General features: G+C 54.8%; 23 protein-coding genes and 3 pseudogenes. 17 read left to right on the plus strand and 9 right to left on the minus strand.

Annotated features, from left to right (window positions below; translation table 11 throughout):
- Positions 1-156 precede the first annotated feature (156 nt).
- Together A6U95_RS15305 and A6U95_RS15310 are read right to left on the minus strand one after the other, a co-directional pair.
- Positions 157-1,182 (minus strand): phage portal protein, encoded by a 1,026-nt coding sequence (locus A6U95_RS15305; RefSeq protein ID WP_083196407.1) that lies wholly within the window; start codon positions 1,180-1,182, stop codon positions 157-159.
- Between the two features lie 77 nt (positions 1,183-1,259).
- Positions 1,260-2,981, minus strand: a pseudogene (locus tag A6U95_RS15310) (terminase family protein).
- Between the two features lie 174 nt (positions 2,982-3,155).
- On the opposite strand from A6U95_RS15310, the gene A6U95_RS15315 reads away from it, so the two are divergent.
- The 15 genes and pseudogenes from A6U95_RS15315 to A6U95_RS31495 form a co-directional block, all read left to right on the plus strand.
- On the plus strand, positions 3,156-3,998 hold the full coding sequence (locus tag A6U95_RS15315; protein WP_241810666.1) for a GPO family capsid scaffolding protein: 843 nt from the start codon (positions 3,156-3,158) through the stop codon (positions 3,996-3,998).
- Positions 3,999-4,034: 36 nt separating this feature from the next.
- Positions 4,035-5,066: a phage major capsid protein, P2 family gene (locus A6U95_RS15320; protein ID WP_065685075.1), complete on the plus strand. Its 1,032-nt coding sequence runs from the start codon at positions 4,035-4,037 to the stop codon at positions 5,064-5,066.
- Between the two features lie 56 nt (positions 5,067-5,122).
- The gene (gene gpM, locus A6U95_RS15325) at positions 5,123-5,983 is read left to right on the plus strand and encodes a phage terminase small subunit (protein ID WP_065685076.1); all 861 of its coding nucleotides are present in this window, start codon (positions 5,123-5,125) and stop codon (positions 5,981-5,983) included.
- Positions 5,984-6,073: 90 nt separating this feature from the next.
- The gene (locus A6U95_RS15330) at positions 6,074-6,568 is read left to right on the plus strand and encodes a head completion/stabilization protein (RefSeq protein ID WP_065685077.1); all 495 of its coding nucleotides are present in this window, start codon (positions 6,074-6,076) and stop codon (positions 6,566-6,568) included.
- Positions 6,568-6,774, plus strand: coding sequence for a tail protein X (locus tag A6U95_RS15335; protein ID WP_065685078.1), 207 nt, complete (start codon positions 6,568-6,570; stop codon positions 6,772-6,774). The genes A6U95_RS15330 and A6U95_RS15335 overlap by 1 nt, the downstream gene beginning before the upstream one ends.
- A gap of 26 nt (positions 6,775-6,800) precedes the next feature.
- The gene (locus tag A6U95_RS15340) at positions 6,801-7,049 is read left to right on the plus strand and encodes a phage holin (protein WP_065685079.1); all 249 of its coding nucleotides are present in this window, start codon (positions 6,801-6,803) and stop codon (positions 7,047-7,049) included.
- Complete coding sequence (locus A6U95_RS15345; RefSeq protein WP_065685080.1) at positions 7,042-7,578, plus strand: lysozyme; 537 nt, start codon at positions 7,042-7,044, stop codon at positions 7,576-7,578. The genes A6U95_RS15340 and A6U95_RS15345 overlap by 8 nt, the downstream gene beginning before the upstream one ends.
- On the plus strand, positions 7,575-8,120 hold the full coding sequence (locus A6U95_RS15350) for a DUF2570 domain-containing protein (RefSeq protein WP_065685081.1): 546 nt from the start codon (positions 7,575-7,577) through the stop codon (positions 8,118-8,120). Before A6U95_RS15345 ends, A6U95_RS15350 begins: the two co-directional genes overlap by 4 nt.
- Before the next feature lie 63 nt (positions 8,121-8,183).
- Positions 8,184-8,675: a phage tail protein gene (locus tag A6U95_RS15355; protein ID WP_065685082.1), complete on the plus strand. Its 492-nt coding sequence runs from the start codon at positions 8,184-8,186 to the stop codon at positions 8,673-8,675.
- Entirely contained in the window at positions 8,672-9,301 is a 630-nt protein-coding gene (locus A6U95_RS15360) for a phage virion morphogenesis protein (RefSeq protein ID WP_065685083.1), read from the plus strand. Before A6U95_RS15355 ends, A6U95_RS15360 begins: the two co-directional genes overlap by 4 nt.
- Before the next feature lie 96 nt (positions 9,302-9,397).
- Positions 9,398-10,045 carry a phage baseplate assembly protein V gene (locus A6U95_RS15365; RefSeq protein WP_065685084.1) on the plus strand — a complete coding sequence of 216 codons (648 nt, stop codon included), beginning with the start codon at positions 9,398-9,400 and terminating at the stop codon, positions 10,043-10,045.
- Entirely contained in the window at positions 10,042-10,392 is a 351-nt protein-coding gene (locus A6U95_RS15370) for a GPW/gp25 family protein (RefSeq protein WP_065685085.1), read from the plus strand. Before A6U95_RS15365 ends, A6U95_RS15370 begins: the two co-directional genes overlap by 4 nt.
- The gene (locus tag A6U95_RS15375; RefSeq protein WP_065685086.1) at positions 10,389-11,300 is read left to right on the plus strand and encodes a baseplate J/gp47 family protein; all 912 of its coding nucleotides are present in this window, start codon (positions 10,389-10,391) and stop codon (positions 11,298-11,300) included. The genes A6U95_RS15370 and A6U95_RS15375 overlap by 4 nt, the downstream gene beginning before the upstream one ends.
- A complete protein-coding gene (locus A6U95_RS15380) occupies positions 11,293-11,907 on the plus strand; it encodes a phage tail protein I (RefSeq protein ID WP_065685087.1) in 615 nt (204 codons plus the stop codon). The genes A6U95_RS15375 and A6U95_RS15380 overlap by 8 nt, the downstream gene beginning before the upstream one ends.
- Positions 11,897-12,373: pseudogene (locus A6U95_RS31495) on the plus strand (phage tail protein); the annotation flags it as partial. The gene A6U95_RS15380 and the pseudogene A6U95_RS31495, both read left to right, overlap by 11 nt.
- 2,000 nt (positions 12,374-14,373) lie before the next feature.
- On the opposite strand, the gene A6U95_RS15390 reads toward A6U95_RS31495, so the two are convergent.
- From A6U95_RS15390 to A6U95_RS15410, 6 genes and pseudogenes are all read right to left on the minus strand, one after another.
- Positions 14,374-14,802, minus strand: coding sequence for a phage tail protein (locus A6U95_RS15390; protein WP_065685403.1), 429 nt, complete (start codon positions 14,800-14,802; stop codon positions 14,374-14,376).
- Positions 14,803-14,832: 30 nt separating this feature from the next.
- Positions 14,833-18,015, minus strand: a complete 3,183-nt coding sequence (locus tag A6U95_RS15395) for a phage tail tape measure protein (protein WP_065685088.1) — start codon at positions 18,013-18,015, stop codon at positions 14,833-14,835.
- 3 nt (positions 18,016-18,018) lie between these two features.
- A complete protein-coding gene (locus tag A6U95_RS29805; protein WP_074423370.1) occupies positions 18,019-18,168 on the minus strand; it encodes a GpE family phage tail protein in 150 nt (49 codons plus the stop codon).
- The gene (locus A6U95_RS15400) at positions 18,159-18,467 is read right to left on the minus strand and encodes a phage tail assembly protein (protein ID WP_065685089.1); all 309 of its coding nucleotides are present in this window, start codon (positions 18,465-18,467) and stop codon (positions 18,159-18,161) included. The genes A6U95_RS29805 and A6U95_RS15400 overlap by 10 nt, the downstream gene beginning before the upstream one ends.
- A 68-nt stretch (positions 18,468-18,535) precedes the next feature.
- Positions 18,536-19,050 (minus strand): annotated as a pseudogene (locus tag A6U95_RS15405) (phage major tail tube protein).
- A gap of 10 nt (positions 19,051-19,060) precedes the next feature.
- Positions 19,061-20,227 (minus strand): phage tail sheath subtilisin-like domain-containing protein, encoded by a 1,167-nt coding sequence (locus A6U95_RS15410; protein ID WP_065685090.1) that lies wholly within the window; start codon positions 20,225-20,227, stop codon positions 19,061-19,063.
- A gap of 161 nt (positions 20,228-20,388) precedes the next feature.
- Between A6U95_RS15410 and A6U95_RS15415 the strand changes: the two genes are divergently transcribed.
- On the plus strand, positions 20,389-21,507 hold the full coding sequence (locus A6U95_RS15415; RefSeq protein WP_065685091.1) for a contractile injection system protein, VgrG/Pvc8 family: 1,119 nt from the start codon (positions 20,389-20,391) through the stop codon (positions 21,505-21,507).
- Between the two features lie 73 nt (positions 21,508-21,580).
- Entirely contained in the window at positions 21,581-21,817 is a 237-nt protein-coding gene (locus A6U95_RS15420; protein ID WP_337925193.1) for an ogr/Delta-like zinc finger family protein, read from the plus strand.
- Positions 21,818-21,977: 160 nt separating this feature from the next.
- Here the strand turns inward: A6U95_RS15420 and ptsG are convergent, their stop codons facing one another.
- Positions 21,978-23,411 (minus strand): PTS glucose transporter subunit IIBC, encoded by a 1,434-nt coding sequence (gene ptsG, locus A6U95_RS15425; protein WP_024485949.1) that lies wholly within the window; start codon positions 23,409-23,411, stop codon positions 21,978-21,980.
- Positions 23,412-23,698: the final 287 nt, after the last annotated feature.

Below are 23,698 nucleotides of genomic sequence, written 5' to 3' on the forward strand. Positions count from 1 at the left end.
GAGATGTGTATAAGAGACAGGTGTCAGGTCGGGCCGGAGGGGTGTCAGGTCGGGCCGGAGGGGTGTCAGGTCGAGGGTTGCAGGGTCAGGCTGGGCGTGCGAGACGCCGCCCGCGAGGGTTGCGGGCGAGATGATGGGAGATATTTTTGAGTGATCTTAGGTGCGAGGAGGCGGCCCTCCTGCCGCTTCGATCAGGGCATACGGATCAAACCGGAAGACTTCAACGCCAATCCATTCGTTAAGACCTTTCAGGCGCGACATAAGCGGCGCCAATTCATTGATGGCGAACACCTTCGCCGCCTTCTCTACATCACCAAAGCCACCATTGGTATTCGGCATGATACCCATCAGTACCGGGGGCACTCGGTGCGCGGCCAGCAGGTCATCACGCGTGACGTTCTTGATACCGCTAAACTCATCTTTCGCCGTGATCTCGCTAAACGGCATAATCTGCAAGCCATCTTTCTTGCCGCCTGCAGCATAGACAAACACGTTTTTAAATGCCCCCTTCCCGCGCGCATCGGTCAGCGTGCGCTTGAGTGCATCAACATCACTTTGATTTTGGATAGCATCGGACAGGTAGACGATCACCCCAGCATGGCTCCCGTTGATGTAATACTTACGGCGAAACAGCGTGGCGTCTTCGTTGAGCAGTGCCGACTGTATCGCAGCCATGTAGGACGGCAGGCCGTAAATCTCCTGGTTGATATCTGGCTCAATCAGATGGAACACCGAGCCAGGGGTAAACGCGTGATCGGGTTTCGAGTAGGTCACCAGGAAATACTGATCCAGATCCACCCCTCGGCGCATGTACTTGGCCGGGACATGCCGCAGTTCCAGTGGTCGGCCAAGCATGTTTTTTACTAGCTCAAGATAGCTATTGCCGAACACCAGTTGATCCAGAATAAACGACTCCGCTGCCTGGCGTTTCAGCATCGGGTGAGGCTGAAAGCAACTCATGATCACGTTGCGCTTGAACATGATAGCCGACTCATGATGAACAGCCGCCCGCAGCGTACGCGCCAGGCCGTAAAAGCTGATCGGCGTCTCATACCACTGGCCATTATTGGCGCATTCCATGCAATCCAGCAGGTCGCGCTGACTCAATACCGGGTTGGGATCACCAAACGTAAACGACTGGATATCACCAATAGGCTGTTGTGGTGCGGCGGCCGCCTCCATAAACGGATCGAGTGTCACTTCTCGCGCATGGTTCTGCATGTTGCGCAGATTCTTCCTGTTGCGGTTTCGGCTCACGTTTAAAACTCCGTTACAAAGCTGTTGCCGGTGCCGCCGGACTCGGTGCCGATAGGCTCATTATATAGGGCATGCATGATGGCCCAAGCTACGTCGCCGTGACTGGCCCCTTTCGTCCTGTCCGACGCGTAGGTCACCATGCCGCCAGGTGTGACTTTTTTCCGGATGGTACGGAATGAACGCGCAACCACCTGGAGTCCTGCATCGTATTCAAACCGCCCGCGCCGGATAACCATTTGCGCCTTGAGTACCAGGGAGGCTTTCAGTGCTGGCGTATAATCAAACTTCACCGCCGCTGGATAAAAACCCTTCACGATGTTGTAAACCGCTTTACCAATACCCGTCCCGTCAATGCCAATAAACTGCACGTTGTACCGCTTGGTTACTTTGCGGATTTCTTCGGCCTGCTCCTCGAACGGCATGCCGCGCAGTTGCAATGCTTCCAGCACGCGGAATTTACCGCCTGGCACCATTGGTGGCGCCAGAACGGCTAACCCGGCACTGTCCCCGCCCTCCCCGTCCCCGTTGGGGTCATACCCCAGCCAGACGCCGCGATCACCGAACGGACGCGCTGCGTAAGGTTTCCAGTCCTTCTAGGCCGCAGGGTTGCCGGGGTCCCAGGCATCAACGCCGCAACGGATCAGCTCGTCATAGCCAAAGGGCCGCTGGTCGCCCGTGGTGAATTCGCACATATAGAGATTGTCGAAATCTTCGGTACTGTTTTCCTGCATGATTTCGTCAAGGTTGACCAGGTTAAACCCGCTATCAATCGCATCGCGAATGGTGACGATCTGTCGCCACTGTCCATCGGCGCAAACCTTGCCGTTTTTCAGCGCCTTGTGACTAACGTCTATCTCTACCCGATCGGCTTTCTTCTTCGACGACTGCAACCCGGCACCCGTCCAGAATCCGTGCGCTTCGTGTTCTTCGGTGGAAGGCGTGGAGAAGTAAACCCGGCGCCAGTGGGTGTGCGAGGCCATAGCCGCCGCCACTTTGCGCAAGTTGATAAAGTTGCTGACCCAAAAATATTCATCAAAAATCAGGTTGCCGCTGTAGGACTGCGCCGTCGCCGCCGACGTGCCAAGGAAATAGAGCGTTGCGCCGTTTGACAGCACCATCGGATCGCCTTTCAGCTCGACACCAATCTCACGCGCAAACGCGATGATATAGCGCCGGAACTGGTGCGCCTGCGCCCGGCTGGCTGATAGGAAAATCTGGTTCCTGCCGGTTTCCAGCGCATCGATCAGCGCCTCGCGGGCGAAGTACCAGGTAGCGCCAATCTGGCGCGATTTCAGAATGTTGCGGTTACGCTTGCTGCCGTATTTGTACCAACGGCGCTGATGCTCATACAGGCTGTTGAAAAACAGGGCGCGCAGTTCGGTGATCTGCTCATCTGTAAAGTGGTTTTTAGGTGCCTTCTTCTTCTCGGCTTGCTTCTCATCCTGCACGCGTCGCTCAAAGCGGGCCAACTGCCGCCCCAGAAGGTCAATCTCTTTGAAATCCCGCCCGCTCTTGACGTCTTTGCTGATCAGCATCTGATAGCGCGCCTCGGTAGTGATCCGGGCACGGTCAAGCGGCGCAACGTCGTCCCAGGTATCGCGTCGACGCCATGAGTACAGCGTCGGCGGCTTAACGCCGGTCAGCTCCGCGATGTAAGGGATTGAATATCCCGACCAATATAAGGTCTGCGCCTGTCGGCGGGGATCGGTGACATTTGTTTTCATGCACTCAGACTATCGCGCGCGGGGAACGGGGAGGTATTGCGTTGAATTGTACCGGGAGCCCTACAACCGCAAGGAATTGAGAGGGATAAGCCCAAGGGTAATGATAAAGCCCTGGCTCGTTGCCATCTCACATTAACACGCCCGGAGGGCTACCAGATGGGTAAGAAAACCAAAATGTTTCGCGTTGCAGTCGAAGGCGGTACGACTGACGGTCGCGCCATCCTCAAACGCGACCTATTGGACATCGCGTCCACTTATGACCCGGCACTGTATGGCGCCCGCGTCGATTTGGAGCACATCAAAGCTTACGCCCCCGATAGCGTGTTCCGTGCCTATGGCGATGTTCTAGCCCCGCTGAAAACCGAGGTGATCGCAGACGGGCCACTCAAAGGCAAATTGGCGCTGTATGCACAGATTGACGCTACCGACGATCTGATCGCTCTGAACAAGAAGCGCCAGAAGGTTTACCCATCAATCCAGTTTCATCCGCAATTCGAGCATACCGGCGGCGCTTACCTGATGGGCTTAGCCCTCACGGACACCCCCGCCAGCCTGGGCACAGAAATGCTGGAGTTTTGCTCAAAGGCAAAAGACAACCCGCTCACCGGCCGCAAGCAGCATGCCGAATGCCTGATTGCTGCAGTTGATGAAACGATGGATTTAAGCATCGAACTGGAAGAAACCGCCCCGGCTCCGGCAGATACCGGCATGCAATTTTTCAATCGGATTAAGGGGATCCTGACCGGCAACCAGCAAAAAACCACCGGTGATATCAGTCAGATCCAGCAGGCCGTTGAGCAAATCGCACTGAGCCAAAAGGAACTGCTGGACGGTCAAACCCGGCTGTCAGCGATTGAAAACGAAAACACCACACTGAAACAGTCCGTTGCCAAGTTGACCATCGACCTCAGCACGCTTACCGAATCTCTGAGCCGTCAACCTGAGCCAGGGAAAAAACGCCCACCCGCAGCCGGTAGCCACACCGAGGGCGATCAGTCAGAGCTGACCGACTGCTAAGCGGCGCTATTAGCCCATTGTTGACAGGAAAAACCCATGAAAAACGAAACACGCGTCAAGTATGACCAATATCTGAGCCGACAGGCCGAACTCAACCACGTCCCAGTGAGTTCGGTCATGGCCAAGTTTTCCGTTGATCCGTCCATCACTCAGACGTTGGAAGACCGCATTCAGCAAAGTAGCGAATTCCTGACCCGCATCAACATTTCCCCCGTCTCAGAGCAGGAGGGTGAAAAACTCGGTCTGGGTGTCGATGATCCTATCGCCAGCACGACGGACACCACTGTCGAGCGCCGTCAGCCTGCCAGCGTTGAAAGTCTGGACAGCGGTAAATACCGTTGCGAGCAGACCAACAGCGATACATTCATTCGCTATGCGCGTCTGGACGCCTGGGCGAAGTTCAAAGACTTCCAGGCCCGCGTTACCAACCAGATCGTTAAGCGCCGAGGGCTGGATCGCATCATGATCGGTCTGAACGGGGTTACGCGCGCCGCCAAGTCCAATAAGGCGCAAAACCCGCTGTTGCAGGACGTAAACGTCGGCTGGCTGCAAAAGTATCGCCTGGAGTCACCGCAGCGCGTATTGGCGGGGAAGACCATCACGTCACGCGATCAAGACAACGTCATTATCGCCACCGGCGATTATGGCAACCTCGACGCGCTGGCCTATGACGCCGTTAACAGCCTGATCGATCCCTGGTTCCAGGATGATACCGATCTGGTTGTGATTTGCGGCCGCAATCTGTTGTCTGACCGTTATTTCCCCATCCTGAACACCCTCAGCAAAACCAATCCGAACACCGAGGCATTGGCGGGAAAGGTATTGCTGTCCCAACAGCAGATCGGGGCAATGCCCACCTATCGGGTGCCGTATTTCCCTCCCAACGCGATGCTGATCACCCGTTTCGACAACCTCTCGATCTACTGGCAGGAAGATACACACCGCCGGATGATCAAGGACGAACCGGAATGGGATCGCATTGCGACCTATGAATCAAGCAACGATGCCTATGTCATTGAGGATTACGGCTGCGGCTGTCTGATCGAAGACATTACCCCTGCCGAGTAACGCCGGGAACCGGGCGGCGCCTGACGCCGCCCCATAACACACTAACGGGGCATATTATGTTGACACCTGCACGCAGGCATTTTGAAAGCGTCATGGCGCAGCGCCGTGGCGATGTGGACGCACCCTTGCGCCAGTCTGAAACCGCATACGAGCAACAGCTTTTCCGTCTGGAAAACGACAAGCGCCGACTCAAGCGGATCGAGTCGGTCAAAGCCAAAGTGGAGCTGAAAAAAGAGCTTCTGCCCGCCTATGAGGGCTGGCTAGAGGGCGTTTTAAAAGCCGATAGCGGCCAGGCTGACGAGATTGTCACTACCTGCATGATTTGGCATATCGATGCAGGTAACTACGGCACGGCGTTGCCGTTGGCCGAGTATGTGATCCGTCACGGCATCCCACTGCCAGACCATTACGAGCGCGGCGCGGCCTGTCTGATTGTTGATGAAATTGCCGACGCCGCCTTGAGCCACTTCAAGATTGGCGATACTGCCAGCGCCCCGGTCAGCCTGGATATTCTGTTGCGTATCGAGCGGCTGACTGATGGCCTTGATATGCCTGATGAGGCGCGCGCCAAACTCTACAAGGCGATTGGTTTCACGTTGCGTGACAAGACAGAGGAGCCAGACCTCGCCGCCTCACTGAGCTGGTTGCAGCGTGCCATGGCGCTTAATGCCAATATCGGCGTCGTGAAGGACGTGCAGAACCTGATCCGCGCCATCAGCAAAGCCTCGTTAGACGAGGCCGGTGGCGAGGGAAGTAGCACAGTTAAAGGTGATGGTAGCGGCAGTTCGCTGCCTGAAATTACCACCGACGCCGCAGGCGAGATGCAGGACGCTCCGGCCACTGCAAAGGCGCCAGCACCGAAAAAGCCCGCAGCAAGTAAAAAAACAGCCGCGCCAGGCAAAAAGCCCCGCGCTTAACGTATCGTGCCCCGCACGTCAGGGCGGCACGTCCACAAAGAGATCTCTCTGTTTGTGGCGTCCACCGCCCGCCTTTTTTGAGGTGACGAGATGAGCTTTTTAGCGACAGAACCGGCTCGCCCGGCTAGCGACACGCCGAGCGATACCGATACCCTCATCACCAACGCCGCATTCTGGCTAGATATCTCCCTGGGGGATCTGCGCAAGGTCATGCGCCTTGATGGGCAAGTCACCACCGAGCGCCTGCGCCACGCTGCGATTGAAGCCATGACCAACGTCAACAACGAGCTGGCCGAATGGCGGGTAAAACAGCAGGCCGCAGGTTTTGAAGCGTTGACGGATGTCCCCGTCAGCGATGATGAGCAGATCGACGGTGAGTCGGTGCTGATCCAGCGTTACCGGCGCGCAGTGTATTGCCACACCAAGGCCAACCTGGTTGAGCGCCGCAGGGATGTGGACACCACCGGCGACGGTGACAACCTCGCCGAGAAGCTAAGCACCACCATTACCGATCTGTGGCGCGACGCACGTTGGGCGATCCAGGATATTCAGGGTAATCAGCGCGGCATCGCGGAGTTGGTGTAATGCGTGTCATGGCCGTGCAAGGCGACACGCTGGATGCCCTCTGTTATCGCTATTACGGCGCGCTGGCGGGCGCACTGGAAGCGGTGTTAACCGCTAATCCACACCTGGCCGAGCTGGGCCCGATACTGCCAACAGGAACACCGGTTGAATTGCCGAACCAGGTTGAGCAGGCAACGGACACGCAAATGATCCAGCTTTGGGACTAATCATCATGCCTTTTAGAGCCTCTCTCATGGAAAAGTACAGCTCCGCAGCGTCCTACGTCTGGTCACTGCTGTTAGCAATTTTTGGGGGGCTCTCCCTCAATGAATGGGCGGTATTGGTCGGGATCCTTACCGGTCTGGGCACCTACTTGACCAACCGCTATTACAAACGCCGTGAAGAGGCCCGCAGGGCTGCGGAACACGCCTGGCATATCAAGATGTTCGAACTTGAGTACGAGCAAAAGCGCCAGGCATTCAAAGGGGAATATCGTGAGTAAAAAACAACTGGCAGGCTGCTCGGTCACGGCGATCATTGCACTGGTGCTAACCTTGTTCTTGGGTGAGATCCGAACCGGTGAGGCTGGCCTGTCCCTGATAGGAAATGCCGAGGGGTGTATCCGTGACCCTTACCACTGCCCTGCTGGCGTATTAACCATAGGCGTGGGAAGCACTGGAAATGTGAACCCGGAAAAGCGCTACAGTGATGAAGAGATCGCCCGCCGATGGGTAGACGACATCAAGACCGCCGAGAGTTGCGTCAATAGCAGGTTTAATGGCCGAGAAATGCCACAGCCTACTTTTGAGGCCATGACATCCTTGGCGTTTAACCTGGGCTGTGCAGGGATCCGCTGGAACAGTAATGCCAAGCGGCCCACGCAAATCTACCAATATGCGCAGGCAAAAAACTGGCCTGCCATGTGTCAACGCATCCCCGATTTTTCCTACTCCGGCGGCAAACGCCTGCGTGGCCTCGAGATCCGCAGAAATACCGAAATGGCCCACTGTTTAAGCGGGGCATCATCATGAATCGTTGGCTTACCGTGGCGGGACTGTTGTTGATTGTCGCGCTGTTCGTTGACGCCAAGCTACTGCGTAAAAGTAACGCCAACTTGGCGAAACAGGTCAGCACGCTAGATATAGACCTTAAGAAATCCCGCGCCATCATCAGCACCCAGGCCGCCACGTCACGCATTTTCAATACCATTTCCGAGGCTACCGAGCATGACAACCACCAAGCCAGCGCCAAAAACGACACCGTGCGCACCGAAATACGCACCCTCATTAAAAAAGAGCCTTGCGCTGTGCAGTATCTGCCTGGTGATGTTAGTGACCGGCTGCTCCACTTCACCCATCGGTTACGTGCCGTCGCCCTGCCAGCCCCTCCCATCCAGTCTGACCACGCCAATACTGGTGCCCCTACCGCCAGGCGATTGAGTTACGCGCAGGCGGTTGAATGGTTGCCGATGTTGCTTGATGTCATTGAACAGGCCAATAACCGCCTGGCGGCCATCCGGGCAGCTGAAAAGGCGCGCTCATCCGGGGACACTATCGATCACAGTCAAAAATGACTGTCTTGGCCATACCGGCAGACATAGCCAAAAATAACTGTGCTGCAGGCGAAGGAGAACACCATGCTAAAACCCAACCTATTGCGTGAGGCCATCAGCGCCGCCAATGCCTACCTGCGAATGAACCCAGACTCGCTGGCCATCTGGGTTAGCGAGGGAACGATTGTTTCCACCGGGCAAAAATCCCTGTCGCACGAATACCGCTATCAGACCAACCTGCTGGTGATGGATTACCCCCACAATGTGGATACCGTCGTCCTACCGGTGCAGTTGTGGATCCGTGAGCACCAGCCGGATCTGCACTTCAACCCAGACTTGCGCGAGACGGGGGTTAAATTCAAGGTCGATATTCTGGACAACGGAACTGCTGACCTGCTGATCATCCTGCAACTGACCGAGGCGGCGATTGTCACCAAGAAAGACAGTGAGCTGATTGTCACGCACCGCACTGAACCCCCTCACGATCCCTATGCCGATGTCAGTGAATGGACGCTAGACAGCGCGGGGGAAATGGTTAACACCTGGGTAAGTCAGCAACTAGGCGGTAAATCATGAGTAACAACAACGATCTGGCGCAGCTCGAAAAAGAGTTGCAAGACATGCTGCGCAATGTCGAACCAGCACGCCGTCGCCTGATGGTCAAGAAGTTGGCGCAGACACTGCGCAAAGGGCAGCAACAGCGCATTGCCCAACAGCAGAACACCGACGGCACCAAGTACCAGGCGCGCAGCCCACGCACCGAAGTCACGCAACAGCGCCTGCGCTTTATCTACTTTGGTGAGTTGCGCGACCTCAAGAACTGGAAGCGCGGGCACGACCGGATCACCGGCTGGGATAACAAGCGCGGCGCAATTCGTACTTTCTTGCGCAACCGTATTGAGCGTTACATCTCGGTTGAGACGGCCACTACCACAAAGCGCGTTAGAAAACCTCAACCCATGTTCCGCCGCCTGCGCACCGCCTCATTTCTGCGCGCTAGAGCCTCTGGAAATTCTGCCGTTGTCGGTTTTGATGGCGTGGCCGCTCAGATAGCGAACGTGCATCAGCTTGGCCTTGAGGATCAGGTCAACCCTAGCGTGCGCATGCGCTACCCACTGCGAGAACTGTTGGGCGTCACTCCGCAGGATCGGGAATTGATGCTGGATGCTGTTTTCGACTTCATTATCGATAAGCAGCGATAACTGCTTGTAGCAGCCCTCCTACAATGCCCCCGCGTTGCCTGCCCGCGCGCGAGGGGGCAACAATACCGGCATACTTTTCGTCACTGCCGGTAACTCATGAACGATATCGCCGAAATCCTGCGCCGCCTGGCTAACCTCATTCGCTTTGGTACTGTTGACAGTGTCCAAATGGATCCGCCGCGTGTACGTATCGCCACCGGTGAACTGGTCACCACCTGGATCCCCTGGCTGGCACTGCGTGCGGGTAATGCCGTCACCTGGTGGGCACCAACGGTCGGTGAGCAAGTCGTCGTTTTAGCAGCGAACGGGGAGCTTACCACCGCTGTTGCACTCCTTGGCTTGTATGGCGACAGCGCCCCCGCTCCCAGTGATAACCCGGTAGTAAACCTGACCCGCTACCCAGATGGCGCCACTTTCTGCTACGACCCCGCGAGCAGCACCGGCGATATAACGGGCGTGGTGGATTTGCGTATTGATGCAAACGGCACGCTGCGTATTTCTTCAAAAAGCATGGTTTTCAATGCGCAGGACATTGCCTTTAATGCGCAAGGCATCGTTTTCAACGCCGATACTGCCTTTAACAGCAAAACCTCCGGCACCGGGCTACGCATTAACAGTGACGCCATCGTTAACGGTGAGGTTACCCAGGGTGGCGGCAAGATGACCTCCAATGGCATCACCGTTGACCGCCATGGTCACAGCGGCGTTAAAGCGGGCGACGATATTAGCGGGGATCCGGTATGACAGCCTATCTAGGAATGAATAGCCGCACAGGTCACGCCATGACGGACATGGCCCATATCAAGCAATCTGTTGCCGACATTGTCTGCACGCCAATCGGCTCACGGATCCAGCGTAGAGCCTATGGCTCTCTGATTTTCTCTCTGCTGGATAACCCGCAGAACCCCGCAACACAGCTTAAGGTGATGTCGGCCATTTACAGCGCGGTGTTGCAGTGGGAGCCGCGGATCGCGCTCTCTTCCATCACCCTGAGCGGCGATGATGCGCACTTGGCCGCCAGGTTGATAGGCAGGATCAGTAGCAGCAATCACCCCCTTAGCCTGGACATCCCTCTGGAGGCCGGTCTATGAGCGTGATCGACCTGTCCCGCCTCCCTGCCCCCGTGGTAATTGAAGAGCTCAGCTTCGAAGTGCTATTCGAGTCGAACAAAAACCGGCTGCTTGCGCTGTACCCGGAAGGAGTCGAGCGGGACGCTATCGCCAAGACACTGCAACTGGAGTCTGAGCCGCTGGTCAAGCTGTTGCAGGAAAACGCCTACCGTGAGTTGCTGTTGCGCCAGCGTGTCAATCAGGCCGCACTGGCGGGCATGGTGGCCTATTCACAGCTCAGTGATCTAGATCATCTCGGTGCCAACAACAACGTGGAACGGCTGGTGATCACCCCCGCCGATGATGCAGCCATCCCGCCAGTGGCGGCAGTCATGGAGTCAGACAGTGATTTTCGCCTGCGCATCCCGGCGGCGTTCGAGGGGATGTCAGTAGCCGGGCCAACCGGGGCTTATGAATTCCATGCTGTGAGTGCGGACGGTCGCGTAGCGGACGCCAGCGCCTTGAGCCCCTCGCCCGCGAACGTCACGATCACGGTGTTATCCCGAGAGGGTGACGGCACCGCATCCGATGAGTTGCTCGCTCTCGTTGACAAGGCCCTTAACAGCGAAGAGATCCGCCCCGTTGCCGATCGGTTGCTGATCCAGTCTGCCAGCATCGTAAGCTACCGTATCGATGCCATGCTCTTTCTCTTTCCCGGCCCGGAGGCTGTACCCGTCAGGGAGAATGCACAGGCGCGCCTGGTGGAATACATCAGCCAGCAGCGGCGCTTAGGGCGTGATATTCGCCTGTCGGCTATCTACGCCGCATTGCATGCGGAGGGGGTTCAGCGTGTTGAATTGGCCTCCCCACTGGAAGATGTGGTGCTCGATCGCACGCAGGCCGCCTACTGCACTGACTACCAGATAACCGTTGGGGGTACAGATGAATAGCCTACTCCCGATCTCCGCTTCACCTTTTGAGCGCAACGTCGCGCAGGCTTGCGCGGGCATTGATGATATCCCGGTTCCATTGCGGGACACTTGGAACCCTGACACCTGCCCTGTTGCCCTGTTGCCTTATTTGGCCTGGGCGCGCTCTGTTGATCGCTGGGATGACTCATGGTCAGAGGCCACCAAGCGCGCCGTTGTCAAAGCTGCCTTTGTGCTGCACCAGCGCAAGGGGACTATGGGCGCCGTTCGCCGCGCCATCATGCCGCTCGGGTTTGAGTTATCCCCTACAGAGTGGTGGGAAACCGGGGACGCGCCAGGTACTTGGCGCGCTATCGTTGATGTTATGGATCAGGGTATTACCGAAGCCATGCATGACGAGGTCGAGCGCTTGATCGATAGCGCAAAACCACGCAGCCGCCACCTGATTGGCCTTGCCATACGATTGAAAACAGTCGCCCCGCTTTATGTGGGGGCGGCTAATTATCTGGGTGATGAGCTGACCATTTACCCCTATTTCCCTGAATTACTGGAAGTGGGATCACCAGAAACCTACGCCGGTGCGGCGATCCATTTAATTGATACAGTGAGTGTGACCGATGAGCGCTAGATACTTTGCGTTATTAACCAATATTGGCGTTGCGAAAATTACCAACGCGGCTGCGCTGGGCATCAAACTCAATATTACCGAGATGGCCGTCGGTGATGGCGGCGGATCACTCCCTTCACCAACACCAGACCAGACCGCCCTTGTTAACGAGCGCCGCCGTGCCCCGATAAATCGATTGTCGATTGATCCACTCAACGACGCGCAGATCATCGTTGAGCAGGTCATCCCAGAAAACGTGGGCGGTTGGTGGATTAAAGAAGTCGGCCTGTATGACGAGGACGGTGATCTAGTAGCTCTATCCAACTGCCCGGAAACCTATAAGCCGCACTTGCAGGAAGGCTCAGGCCGCACCCAGATTGTACGCATGGTGATCATCGTCAGTAACACATCAAGCGTGACGGTCAAGATAGATCCGGCAGTTGTACTGGCAACAAGGCAATATGTTGACGATAGGGTCATGGAGGTGATAAACGCTGAAAATGGTTCCTATTCAAAAATAATTGAAGCTCTGAGCAGGCCAGATGCGGAGAAACTTATCGGCCGCTGTGAGAATGTAGATGAATTACGCGCAACAGAGCCAACCCAGCCAGACCAGGTGATCGCCTTAGCCTCCTATCATGGGGGATGGGCGGCGCAGTTAAGCGTGAGTCATGGTGCTGGCAATTTCTGGCATGACGCCAGTGACTCAACCACCCCCGATAATGGAGGAAGCGTTTTTGTTACAACCCTTGGTGCTAGATGGAAGTCATTAAAAATCGAGTTTGTTCCCGAGGATTTTGGCGCACTAGGTGGTGATGAGGATACCGATACCGATGCATTGCAACGTCTTTTTAATGCGCATGTAAAAATAGGTTCAGCGAAGGGGAACTATTTACTTAAAAACTTCAATCGCCCATCATCTGGCTTTGAGTCATGGATGACCTATAACTACGTTATTAATATTGATGGATTCAAGGGGTTTGCTGACTTTAGCGAAGCAACATTCTCACTGCCAGAGGGAGTTGGACGTATTACAGCCATAACAATAACAAACTCTACGGGTGAAATTCATTTACCAAAAATACGGGGTAACATGCAAGGCACTATCATGCCGTCAGGCTACATAGATGATTGTGCAGTACGCATTGGCGCAGGATGTAAGTTCCTACGCATCGTCTCTGATGGCATTGACCATTATCCTGGTCACGGCATTGTTGTGCGGCATTATATCGAAGATGGTGTTCCGTCTCTCGATGATGGCATCCCTTACGATATTGAAATAATCGCTAAAAACATGCGACATTGCTGGCAGTCTGGCGTAGTACCTATTACGGGCGATACGATTAGAATCAAAAATTTCGACATTCAATTTTCAGGGTCATTGCAAAACGCCAACGGCAGGGCTGCAACTGTCGGACATAATGTTCATTTTGAACCGGTCGCCGGTGCTGGCGGTAAAGATAACCGACTGCGCAATATATGGGTTTTATACGGAAATGGTTTTAATGCAAGAATGCACGGCATGATGTGTCATACCGCCATTGATAACTTTAATATTATTGGCAACAACTTTAAGTTCAATGCAGGTGATGGCGCTCGGTTTGAAGGGGCTGCACACAAAATACGCTCGCAAGGTAACACCTATTCAAATAACGGCATTCGAGGGGTGACATTCAACTGTGGAAGCCTCACTGCGGCAGGTTTCCCGTCAAACCAACATGATGCAAAATTTGATGATACATTTGAGTTTAATGGTGATGATGGGTTTACAGATTTATCTGGAAGCAAGGGGTTGGTTGTCTCTGGGTCGATAGGGAAAAATGGTGGAAATGGAATAATCGGTCAGGAAAATGGGGAGCATAACCTCATAGATCTGGTTATTTATGATAATGGGAGAGGATCTTCAGTAAGAAAACACGGAATTAGCGGAGGGAAGACGTTCTTCTCTAACGTAAGAATATCCAATAGCGATCCGTCAATTTACAACCAGAGACCATTCATTTTTAGAAACAGGTGTAAGGCTGGCCCAATAATCACCGATCAAAGCTCATATGACTTTGATGTAAAAGACGAACACCCTGCATACTTCCCGGAAAACGATGGTTCACTCAGATTGCTAGGCGATACTGGCAGGATCATGGGGAGAAAAATGTACATAAACAATCATGGTGTTGGTGCATGGTACATGCCAGACAACTATGACTTTATTAGTATAGGGTTTAACACTGTTGCCGATATGATATTCCCAAACCCTAGCGAATATAATCAATTAACAGCGTTTACCTTGAAAATTACGGCGGGCGTTGGGTATGTAAAAGTGAGGGAGGGCACGGTAAATGGTGGAAGTCAATTCCAGGCATTAGCAGGATATACCTACACAATGCAATACACATCCAACACAAACCTACAGGTAACAGCCTCGTAAACTCCCTGCAGTAAAGATAAAACTGACTGTGCCGCCAGGATGGCCAGCACAGTCAGTCCCACCTACAGTATCTTATCCAGGCTCAATGACAGATCGCCCAACGCCTCGCGTAAGTCCTCGCTGACACGCTCAAGGTTGAGAGTAAACTCAATCTTGCGGGCCTTGCCATCCTTGAAAAACTCGGTGCGCGTTTCCTGAATCGACGTGATCACATACATCCCGTAAATGGCACCCGTCCCCTCAATCAACGGCCAGGCAGAGCCGGTAAACGCCATAGTTTGCAACAGGCCGAGCGAGATATCGCCTCCGGTGATCTCCGGGTATAGGATGCCAGACAGTGTGATCTTATCTTCTCCGGGACCGACATACTGATACTTAGGTGAACGGCCAACGCGATCATTTTTCGCATGCCGCCAGGTACGCTCCTGCGCCAACGTTTGGTAAGGCGCCGTTGAACGCATGAACACGAACAAACCAAGCACCATCATCATAGGCATTCGCAACATATAACCCCCTTTGGTTTATTCGCGGTCCCGCAGTTGTGAGCGGTTTTTCATGGCCTTCTGCCGCTCAATATCGGTGATCTGCTCTTTGACCAGCATCGCGATCTTGCGCTCATCAAGCTGGCCGGCTTCTTTTAAATCAAACGACAGGTGATAGGTGTTACCCTCGATCGTTGTCGCTGCCGGGCGGGCCAGCAACGTGCGTTGGTTGGCTTGCGAGGCAAGAACGGCACCCGCCCCCGAAAATGCCAACTGAGTACCGCCACCAATCCAATCCTGGGCGCGTTGGAGCATACCACTTGCCGCCATTCGCAGTTGAGTAAGTAGGCTAGTCTGTTGCTTTTGCGGTTCAGCAAACACCCCGGCAAAACTCCCCTGGCCAAGCCCGATACTGCCGAACTTGTCCAGCCCCGTCGTTGATTTGCGCAGCGCATCTGCCGCCTTGGTTAACCCATTGATCGCCCGCGCCTGCTCACGCTGCGCGGTCAGGTAGGGTGATGCAAGGGCAATATGCGGCGCCACGTTCTTGAAGACGATATCGCCGAGCTTGTTGGGATCCCTCTTCTCGGCCTCTTTACCCGCCCCCGCTCCCGCCCCTGACTTGCCGCTGTCCGGGTTCTTACCCCAGATTGCACCTGCTGGCTTTATAGCGGGAGGCTTGGGAGGTGGGTTCTCTGCTGGTTTATCCTCTCCGGCCTTAATGGCTGCGTTAGGCTTCCATTCCTGCGTTGTCCATTTTTTTGCCTTCGCATCCCATATACGCATTACTGCCGGTTTAGGGGTGTGCTCCCCATTCGGCATCGCGTTATTCATGCCATTGGCGCGCGCCGCTGCAATACGGATGCGCTCAGCCTGTTCAGGGATCGCGTTGAGCTTTTCCAATACCCAGGTGATCTGCTCACGCAACCACGCGAACGGCGCCCATAGCATCGAGATGGCCTCCCCTAACGCCATACCGAATTTTTTACCCGACTCCGTCGCTTTATCGAGTTCCTCGCGTGTTGATTTCACGGGGGTTAATAACCGGGTAAACCAGTCCCATACGCCTTTTAGCTTTTCCCACACCCAGCCAAGCGCACGCCCTATGGCATCAAAAGTCGGAGCTAACGGTAACAGTGCGCTGCGAATACCGGCGGTAGACTCCACCAACCCAGACCAGAACCCCGAAAACCACGCCTTGATGGGTTCCCAATATTTATAAACGGTCAACCCCACCGCCGTGAGCGCTGCGCCAATCGCGACAATTGGCCAGGTAAGCCCACTGAGCAAAATCATGACACCGCGAAACACCCAGCCAAAGCTGCTATTAAGTAGCCGTAGTGGGGAATTAACCAGCCACAACAACCTGGAGCCAAGAGCACGCAGTGCAACAAGGGGGGAGGTAAAAATGCCCAGCATTGATGTCCGTAAGAACACGAATGCACGCGCAAGCAAGCCCACCGCACCTGGTGCGCCACCGCCGGTAATAAGGCTGAATGCCAACCGTATCGCCATCAGGGGGTTGAGTATCGTTGCCGTCGTGATCAGTAGAGCCCCGAACCCAACAGACAGACCGGCAATCGCCGCAGTAAGACGAACCACCGTCCCGACTGTCTCTTTATTCTGCGCCACCCATGCTCGCGCCGACGTCAGCCACTTCTGAGCCCACGCCATCAGTGCCATCAGTTGTGGCCGCAACGTGCTGCCAAGGGCTTCTGCAAGTCCACTCAACCCAGCCTTTAGCAGTCCCCATTGCGACGAGAGGGAGTCCTTATCGATATTCGCCTCACGTGCCATCGACCCACGCGCAGAGGTGCCCTCAAGGAGAGCCAGTTGCCGATCAAGTTCCCCCAGATTGTTGGCCAGCTTCGCCGCATCATCACCGAACTCTTTACCGAAAAGCTGCGTCAGCACTTTCAGGCGGTCGGCTTCCGGCAACTTGCTGACCGCATTAAGCACGGTGCGAATAGTCCCCATCGCGTCCGTGGCCATAGACACTTCAAGTTTTTTGGCGTTAATACCCAGGACATTCAGCGCCTCGGTAAACTTGTCGCTTTGCATGCTGGCGATGGACAGCTCGCGCACCATCGCATTGGAGGCACTGGCGGCAAGCTCCCGCTCAGTACCGAGTGACAGGAACGTCGAACCGAGAGCAGCCGCCTGCTTATAACCCATGCGCTCGGCGTTACCCCCCATGCGTTTCAGTACGTCGATAATATCCGCGCCCTTGGACTGCGCGTTATCATCCAGGTAGTTGATCGCATCGCCCAGCGACTCAATATCTTTGATCGGTATGCGGTAAAGGTTGGCGATTTTGCCGAGATCTTCCGCCAGTTCACCCGCTGGCAATTCGAACGCCTTGGACGCTTTGGCGGCGGTATCCGCAAACGCCAACAGGTCACGCCGCTGATCCGCCCAGGTGTCATCCTTCTTGGCCACCCCCATGCGGCCACCGCCCTCGATCAGCGCCGCATAATCCAGGCCGCCACCCGGCAGCGGTGTGACTGCCGCCGCTTCCTGAATGAGTTTTTGCACTTCGTAATAGCGCGCCGTGCGCTGGCCATCGTCGGTGAGTAGACCGTCAACCTGCTTTGCAACGCCTTTCATGGCGTCTTCAAGTGAGCCGTATCGCCGGGTGATCAGGGCAATCGGCGCGCCTATTGCCGCACCGACCATCAAGGCAGACGTGCCCGCGCCCCGTAGATTACTGATAAATTCCCGCCCCTCTGTGTAGCGGGATCGGGCATCACCGATTTGCTTGAGCCGTCTTTCTTGTTCAGCGAGTTGGCGGTTGTATTGCTCCGTATAGCGAGCGGCCGCCTGAGTGGCGTTGCTGTTCTTATCGACAAACACACCGTGCTGTTTCAGTTCACCACGCAGGCGCACCAGGCGTTGGATCTGCCCTTCCTGAGTTCCACGCAGTTTTACCAGGCGCTCATCCCAACGCTGGACGGCGGCGATCTGTTTCTGGGTAGGGTTTTCAAGCGATCGGACTGCATCGGCAGCACGTTGAATTTTTTCAATGCGCGCCGTCGTCTTGGCACTGGCGGCGCTGAGCTTGTCAAAACTGTCTGCCGAGGTAGACAGTTGCTTGATACTGGCACGGGTGTTTTTGATTTGGCTGGCGAGTGCGGCACTGCTCTTTTGTGCCGCATCAAGAGGGCGACTCAGGTTATTGACCGCCCCCAAAGCCACTTGTATCTGTAGTTTGCGGTCGGCCATAGATTACTCTTCTTCTGTGTTACCGCTGCGGAGCGCCGCCCGTTCTCGCCATTCAGCCAGCTCCACTAGGGACATGGACCAGAGATCGGGCGGCGGCCAATGAAAAATAGTCGCGATGTCGGCGATGGCATCCTCAACGCTGTTTATTTTGATTTCGACGCGGGCTCCGGGGTCTTGTTTTCCACAGAGGTAGGCTGTAAAAAAGCCGACACACCCAGCGCCATCTGCGCAAAGTCCCAGGTATCCATTCCGGCAATTTCCACCGGCGTGAGCGCGGGCTCGGTGACGCGTGGCAACAGCGTGATCAGGCTGTCGACATCACTGTTCATCACATCAATCAGTTTCAGGCCGCGCAGACTGCCCGCCTGTTTCATGGTGTCCGTGATGGACACCACCGCGATCAGTGTTTCGCCACGTTTGATAGGTGTTTGCAGGGTAATAGATTCACTCATGAGATATCTCCATACAGCAAGTTAGGCCAGCCCACTGCCGCAGGCTGGCATAAGGGTTTAATACGTGATTACAGGCCGATATTGGCCCGGTGCTGCGCCATGCGGTCAACGCCGTTGACGATGTAAATCATGTTGATGATATCGAGCTCGATCAGCACGGTGCCGTTATGCGTTAGCTTGCAGTAGGTATTTTTCAGCGAATACTTATGCTGCGTGTTCTCCCCCTGCTTCGCATTACCGGTGTCAATCTCAACAAAACGGCCACGCGTCTGGACTTCAACCGGAATTGCGTCGCCGCTGTCTTCGGCCTGATAGGAACCCGCAAAGCGCGATTGCAGACCATCAGCGTTAGGGATGCCGTATTGCGTCATCAGCTCGAACATGATGCCGCCCATGGTAACTTCCATATCCAGAGCGCCAGGCTCAAAGCCGAGATCAACGGCCACCGATCCCAGCATCCCGCCCCCCTGATAGTCCTCGGTCTTGACCGTGAACTTAGGCAACGTGACCTCCTCACCTGGCCAAGATAGCTATTGCCGTTGAGGTAGTAGTTAAACAACTTCAATTTACGCGGTAGTGCCATGACGATCCCCTTAACTGTTTACGGCGTTGGCAAAGGTAGCGAAATACTCGTCCGTAAACTCCTGCTCCAACACCAGGTGTTCGAGTGGGGGGACGGGGGTATAGCGGTACTTGATCGTAAGCCTGCCGACCTTCAATGAATCCGTGGTATTAAGGTCGGTGTCATACCAAACATCAGCGCCAAGCAAACGACCGGCGGTAACCCAGGCGGAAAGCTTGCGCTTAATGCCGTCGATAATGTCGCGCGCCAGGCCAGGCGTAAGCGGCTTATCGATATACGGGAAATGCGCCTCGGCGATCGTGTCAGCGATCAGTTGAGCGGTGCGGGTATACGACTCAAAGATAAAGGTTTCTTTATCCGCCGTACGGTTACCCCAGAAGCGGAAACCGTCTTGCTTGATCAGCGTGGTGATGTGTTCGGCATTCAGCGCATCCGCGTCGGTATCCGTCCCTTGCAACGCGAAATAAATATCCTGGGACGTGCCAACCACATTGTTAACAGCGATGTTGGATAGCGTTTTATGCCAACCGATTTGCGCATCAATGCGGGCCCGCAGTCCCAACGCATACGCGGTTGCCGGGACAACGACGTTAACACCAGCTTTGGTGTCGTAGGCCAGCCAATCAGGGTAAATGATCATTACCTCGCGCTGAGTGAAATTGGCACGGTACTCTTTAGCCTCTGCAATCGTGGCGCTGTCACCGGTACTGACGTAAGCAAACGCCTTCAACTCCTGCGCGAAAGTTGCCAGTTGTTGTGCAACCGGTAGCGAATCCAGACCAGGCGCGCCAAGAATACGCGGCTTCATGCCGGTTCGCATTTCGGCAACCAGCAGGGCAAAAAGACCGGTGTAACGACCGTCGGCACCCACGCCGCCGATCACATTCTCGGTTGTTTCGGTTTCGTCCGTCCCCTCCTCCACGCGAATGACAATCGTCGGCGGACTGGATTGCTGCGAGATGGCGGTCAGCACGGTTTTTAGCGTGCCCGTCGTCCCGGTCTTGCCGAGAACGGTGCGCACCCGCGTGAGCAGTACCGGCGTATTTAGCGGGAACACATCGGCATCGGCGTCATCTGACGTGCAAACTACGCCAATGACAGCAGACGCAACATCAGTGATGATCGTGGATGAATTAACGCTTTCATTCACAGTCACGCCATGATGAAAATCGCTCATAGGATAACCCCTGTAATTTAATAGGCTCCGCCATCATCGCCGCCTCGCGCGCGCAGAACACGCAATGAGCATTGTCTCAAGCACCCTACAATCACAGCCGGGTTACTTCGCCTGTCATACCATCGGAAGATGCGATAAACGGTTACGGCAGAGTGAGCAGTATGGATTTCAGCATTGATGAATACCGGGCGCCAGCCTTCGACATTGCCATCAACGGAAAGACAGTGACGGCAGTCAATGACCGCCTGATAAGCCTATCCCTGTCAGATAACCGCGGCTTTGAGGCTGACACACTGGAACTCACCCTTGACGACACCGATCACCTGCTGAATCTGCCCTCCAGGGGAACCGCCATTGCGCTGGCCATCGGCTGGCGCGGCGAGACGCTGACACCCAAGGGGATTTTTGTTGTCGATGAGATACAGCACCAGGGGCCGCCAGATCAATTGATCATCACCGCCCGCAGTGCCGATTTTCGCGATACGTTCAACGTCAAGCGGGAGCAGAGTTGGAAGGACATCACCGTCGGTAAGTTGGTGGCCACGCTGGCGACACGTTACGATTTACGCGCTGCCGTCAGTGAGGATTTGGCCAACGTCGAGATCGACCACGCTGACCAGACCAACGAGAGCGATATCAGCTTTCTTTCTCGAATGGCTGAGATGTTGGGCGCTATCGCTACCATCAAAAACGGCATGTTGTTGTTCATCTGGCCAGGTAAAGCGGTATCCGCCAGCGGCAAGTTACTACCCATTATCACCATCACCCGCGCATCCGGCGACCGCCACGCCTTTCGTATGGCAGACCGCGACGCCTATACCGGCGTTACTGCTTACTGGTTGGATCTGGACTTCGGCAAGACACGCCCCACCAAGATCACCCGTAAACCCAGGAAGAAAAAGACCACACCAAAGAAAAAAGAACCGGCATCAAGCAGCAAGGAGGGGAGCTATTTAGAGGGTGCCGAGGGTAATACGTTTGTGATGCGTACAACCTTCAAGACCGAGCGGGCCGCACGACGTGCAGCGGCAGCAAAATGGCGGCAGCTCCAACGGGGGGCGGCGGAGTTTTCCATTACCCTGGCCGAGGGGCGCGCCGATCTGTTCCCTGAGTTGCACGCAAGGGTCATGGGATTTAAGCCGCAGATCGATAATGCCGATTGGATAATTACCCAAGTGACTCACACTATTGATGAGAATGGATTTATTACCGGGCTCACATTGGAAGTGAAGATAACCGATGTTGATATGATGCCAGAGGAAAATAATCAGGGTGAATAACCGAAAGCGTGTTCTATCGCCTAACGGTGATATACTGACAGTAATAGTAAATATCGGGGAGAATGCCGATATGATGAGATGTTTTAAGTGCAACGCTGTAGCCAGAACCCGCACCAGCTTGCGGCTGTCAGAGAGAACGCAGCGCAATTACCACCAGTGCCAAAACATGCTTTGCGGCACCTGCTTTACCACCTTGCAAGAGGTTGAAAAGGTACTGACTGACGCCAAACCTACCGAAGGCGCAGAGCTGCCAAGAGAGCTCTTTCACCCTGGGCACCTGGGTGATGATCAGATGGGCCTAGAATTCTAGTACCAACCCGCTTCGGCGGGTTTTTTCATGCCTGGAAATCAATTCAATACATTCACAAATGTCAAAATGTGGACACTTAAAATAAAATATCGTTATAAATCATAATTAAAACCATAAAAAAAGGGAGGCCTAAGCCTCCCCATTAACTCCCCTACCTGAATCAGTGATTACGGATGTATTCATCCATATCGGTTTTCAGGTTGTCGGATTTGGTACCAAAGATCGCCTGAACGCCTGAGCCAGCCACAACCACACCGGCAGCACCCAGTTTCTTCAGACCAGCCTGGTCAACCTTGGATACGTCGGCCACGCTAACACGCAGACGGGTAATACAGGCATCCAGGTTGGTGATGTTCTCTTTACCGCCGAATGCCTGAACCAGCGCAGCAGACATTTCAGAACCACCCTGAGCCACCTGCTCGGAAGCATTGTCTTCACGGCCAGGGGTTTTCAGATCCAGTTTGGCAATCAGCACGCGGAAGATGGTGTAGTACACCAGACCGTAGATAACACCAACGATTGGGAACAGCCAGATTTTGCTGCTGTTGCCGCTCAGTACGATGAAGTCGATCAGACCGTGTGAGAAGCTGGTACCGTCACGCATACCCAACAGAATACAGATTGGGAACGCCAGACCGGCCAGGATCGCATGGATTACGTACAGGATCGGCGCAACAAACATGAAGGAGAACTCGATCGGCTCGGTAATACCGGTCAGGAACGAGGTCAGCGCAGCGGAAATCATGATACCGCCGACTTTGGCACGGTTTTCCGGCTTGGCTGAGTGCCAGATGGCAATCGCAGCAGCAGGCAGACCATACATTTTGAACAGGAAGCCACCAGACAGCATACCCGCAGTTGGGTCACCCGCCATGTAACGCGGAATGTCGCCGTGGAACACTTGACCGGCCGCATTGGTATATTCACCAATCTGCATTTGGAACGGAACGTTCCAGATGTGGTGCAGACCAAACGGTACCAGCGCACGCTCAACAAAACCGTAGATACCGAATGCCACCACTGGGTTCTGATAAGCGGCCCATTCGGAGAAGGTCTGGATAGCCGTACCGATTGGCGGCCAGATGAAGGAGAGGATCACACCCAGAATGATAGCGGCCAGACCTGAGATGATCGGCACAAAACGCTTACCGGCAAAGAAGCCCAGGTATTCTGGCAACTGAATGCGGAAGAAGCGGTTAAACATGTAGGCAGCAATGGCGCCGGAGATAATCCCCCCGAGCACACCGGTATCCGCCAGGTGTTTGGCCGCAATCTCTTCGGCTGGCAAATGCAGCACCAATGGCGCAACTACGGCCATGGTTTTCACCATGATGCCGTAAGCCACTACCGCGGCCAATGCAGAAACGCCGTCGTTGTTAGTGAAGCCCAGGGCAACACCGATAGCGAAGATCAACGGCATATTGGCGAATACGGAACCGCCGGCTTCCGCCATCACGTGAGAGACTACCAGAGGTAGCCAGCTAAAGTTGGCGGAACCGACGCCCAGCAGGATACCTGCGATAGGCAATACGGAAACCGGCAGCATCAGCGATTTACCTACTTTTTGCAGGTTGGCAAATGCGTTCTTGAACATAGTTGAGTGTGCTCCTGAGTAATAGTGCTTTGCTACTTCTCGCGAATTTTCGCGTTGCAGAGGGGGGAGAGAAAACCCCTGCATTTTCAGGGTGTCTGAGCACCCCTTTAATTTTTACGCAGAGTAAAATAAATACCCTGAACAATGTTTGATGACAGTCACGTTTCGATGAATCTGACCGGCCATTTTTCAAAAATCGTCTGCTTTTTGTGAAGAAAGATGAAAATTTGCCCGGCTTCTCCCCTGAAACGGATGGGAACATTACCCGTTTCGAGGATTAATTACGA

Origin of the sequence: Serratia sp. 14-2641, assembly GCF_001692375.1 — a bacterium.
Lineage (GTDB): Bacteria > Pseudomonadota > Gammaproteobacteria > Enterobacterales > Enterobacteriaceae > Chania > Chania fonticola_C.

What these genes read in the sequence shown, in the direction of transcription:
- A6U95_RS15390 (WP_065685403.1), bottom strand. Translation starts at nt 14,802, where the DNA reads ATGATGATGGTGCTTGGTTTGTTCGTGTTCATGCGTTCAACGGCGCCT.
- A6U95_RS15335 (WP_065685078.1), top strand. Translation starts at nt 6,568, where the DNA reads ATGCGTGTCATGGCCGTGCAAGGCGACACGCTGGATGCCCTCTGTTAT.
- A6U95_RS15415 (WP_065685091.1), top strand. Translation starts at nt 20,389, where the DNA reads ATGGATTTCAGCATTGATGAATACCGGGCGCCAGCCTTCGACATTGCC.
- A6U95_RS15350 (WP_065685081.1), top strand. Translation starts at nt 7,575, where the DNA reads ATGAATCGTTGGCTTACCGTGGCGGGACTGTTGTTGATTGTCGCGCTG.
- A6U95_RS15375 (WP_065685086.1), top strand. Translation starts at nt 10,389, where the DNA reads ATGAGCGTGATCGACCTGTCCCGCCTCCCTGCCCCCGTGGTAATTGAA.
- A6U95_RS15330 (WP_065685077.1), top strand. Translation starts at nt 6,074, where the DNA reads ATGAGCTTTTTAGCGACAGAACCGGCTCGCCCGGCTAGCGACACGCCG.
- A6U95_RS15355 (WP_065685082.1), top strand. Translation starts at nt 8,184, where the DNA reads ATGCTAAAACCCAACCTATTGCGTGAGGCCATCAGCGCCGCCAATGCC.
- A6U95_RS15420 (WP_337925193.1), top strand. Translation starts at nt 21,581, where the DNA reads ATGAGATGTTTTAAGTGCAACGCTGTAGCCAGAACCCGCACCAGCTTG.
- A6U95_RS15315 (WP_241810666.1), top strand. Translation starts at nt 3,156, where the DNA reads ATGTTTCGCGTTGCAGTCGAAGGCGGTACGACTGACGGTCGCGCCATC.
- A6U95_RS15410 (WP_065685090.1), bottom strand. Translation starts at nt 20,227, where the DNA reads ATGAGCGATTTTCATCATGGCGTGACTGTGAATGAAAGCGTTAATTCA.
- A6U95_RS15370 (WP_065685085.1), top strand. Translation starts at nt 10,042, where the DNA reads ATGACAGCCTATCTAGGAATGAATAGCCGCACAGGTCACGCCATGACG.
- A6U95_RS15320 (WP_065685075.1), top strand. Translation starts at nt 4,035, where the DNA reads ATGAAAAACGAAACACGCGTCAAGTATGACCAATATCTGAGCCGACAG.
- A6U95_RS15395 (WP_065685088.1), bottom strand. Translation starts at nt 18,015, where the DNA reads ATGGCCGACCGCAAACTACAGATACAAGTGGCTTTGGGGGCGGTCAAT.
- gpM (WP_065685076.1), top strand. Translation starts at nt 5,123, where the DNA reads ATGTTGACACCTGCACGCAGGCATTTTGAAAGCGTCATGGCGCAGCGC.
- A6U95_RS15340 (WP_065685079.1), top strand. Translation starts at nt 6,801, where the DNA reads ATGGAAAAGTACAGCTCCGCAGCGTCCTACGTCTGGTCACTGCTGTTA.
- A6U95_RS15360 (WP_065685083.1), top strand. Translation starts at nt 8,672, where the DNA reads ATGAGTAACAACAACGATCTGGCGCAGCTCGAAAAAGAGTTGCAAGAC.
- A6U95_RS15380 (WP_065685087.1), top strand. Translation starts at nt 11,293, where the DNA reads ATGAATAGCCTACTCCCGATCTCCGCTTCACCTTTTGAGCGCAACGTC.
- A6U95_RS15305 (WP_083196407.1), bottom strand. Translation starts at nt 1,182, where the DNA reads ATGGAGGCGGCCGCCGCACCACAACAGCCTATTGGTGATATCCAGTCG.
- A6U95_RS15400 (WP_065685089.1), bottom strand. Translation starts at nt 18,467, where the DNA reads ATGAGTGAATCTATTACCCTGCAAACACCTATCAAACGTGGCGAAACA.
- A6U95_RS15365 (WP_065685084.1), top strand. Translation starts at nt 9,398, where the DNA reads ATGAACGATATCGCCGAAATCCTGCGCCGCCTGGCTAACCTCATTCGC.
- ptsG (WP_024485949.1), bottom strand. Translation starts at nt 23,411, where the DNA reads ATGTTCAAGAACGCATTTGCCAACCTGCAAAAAGTAGGTAAATCGCTG.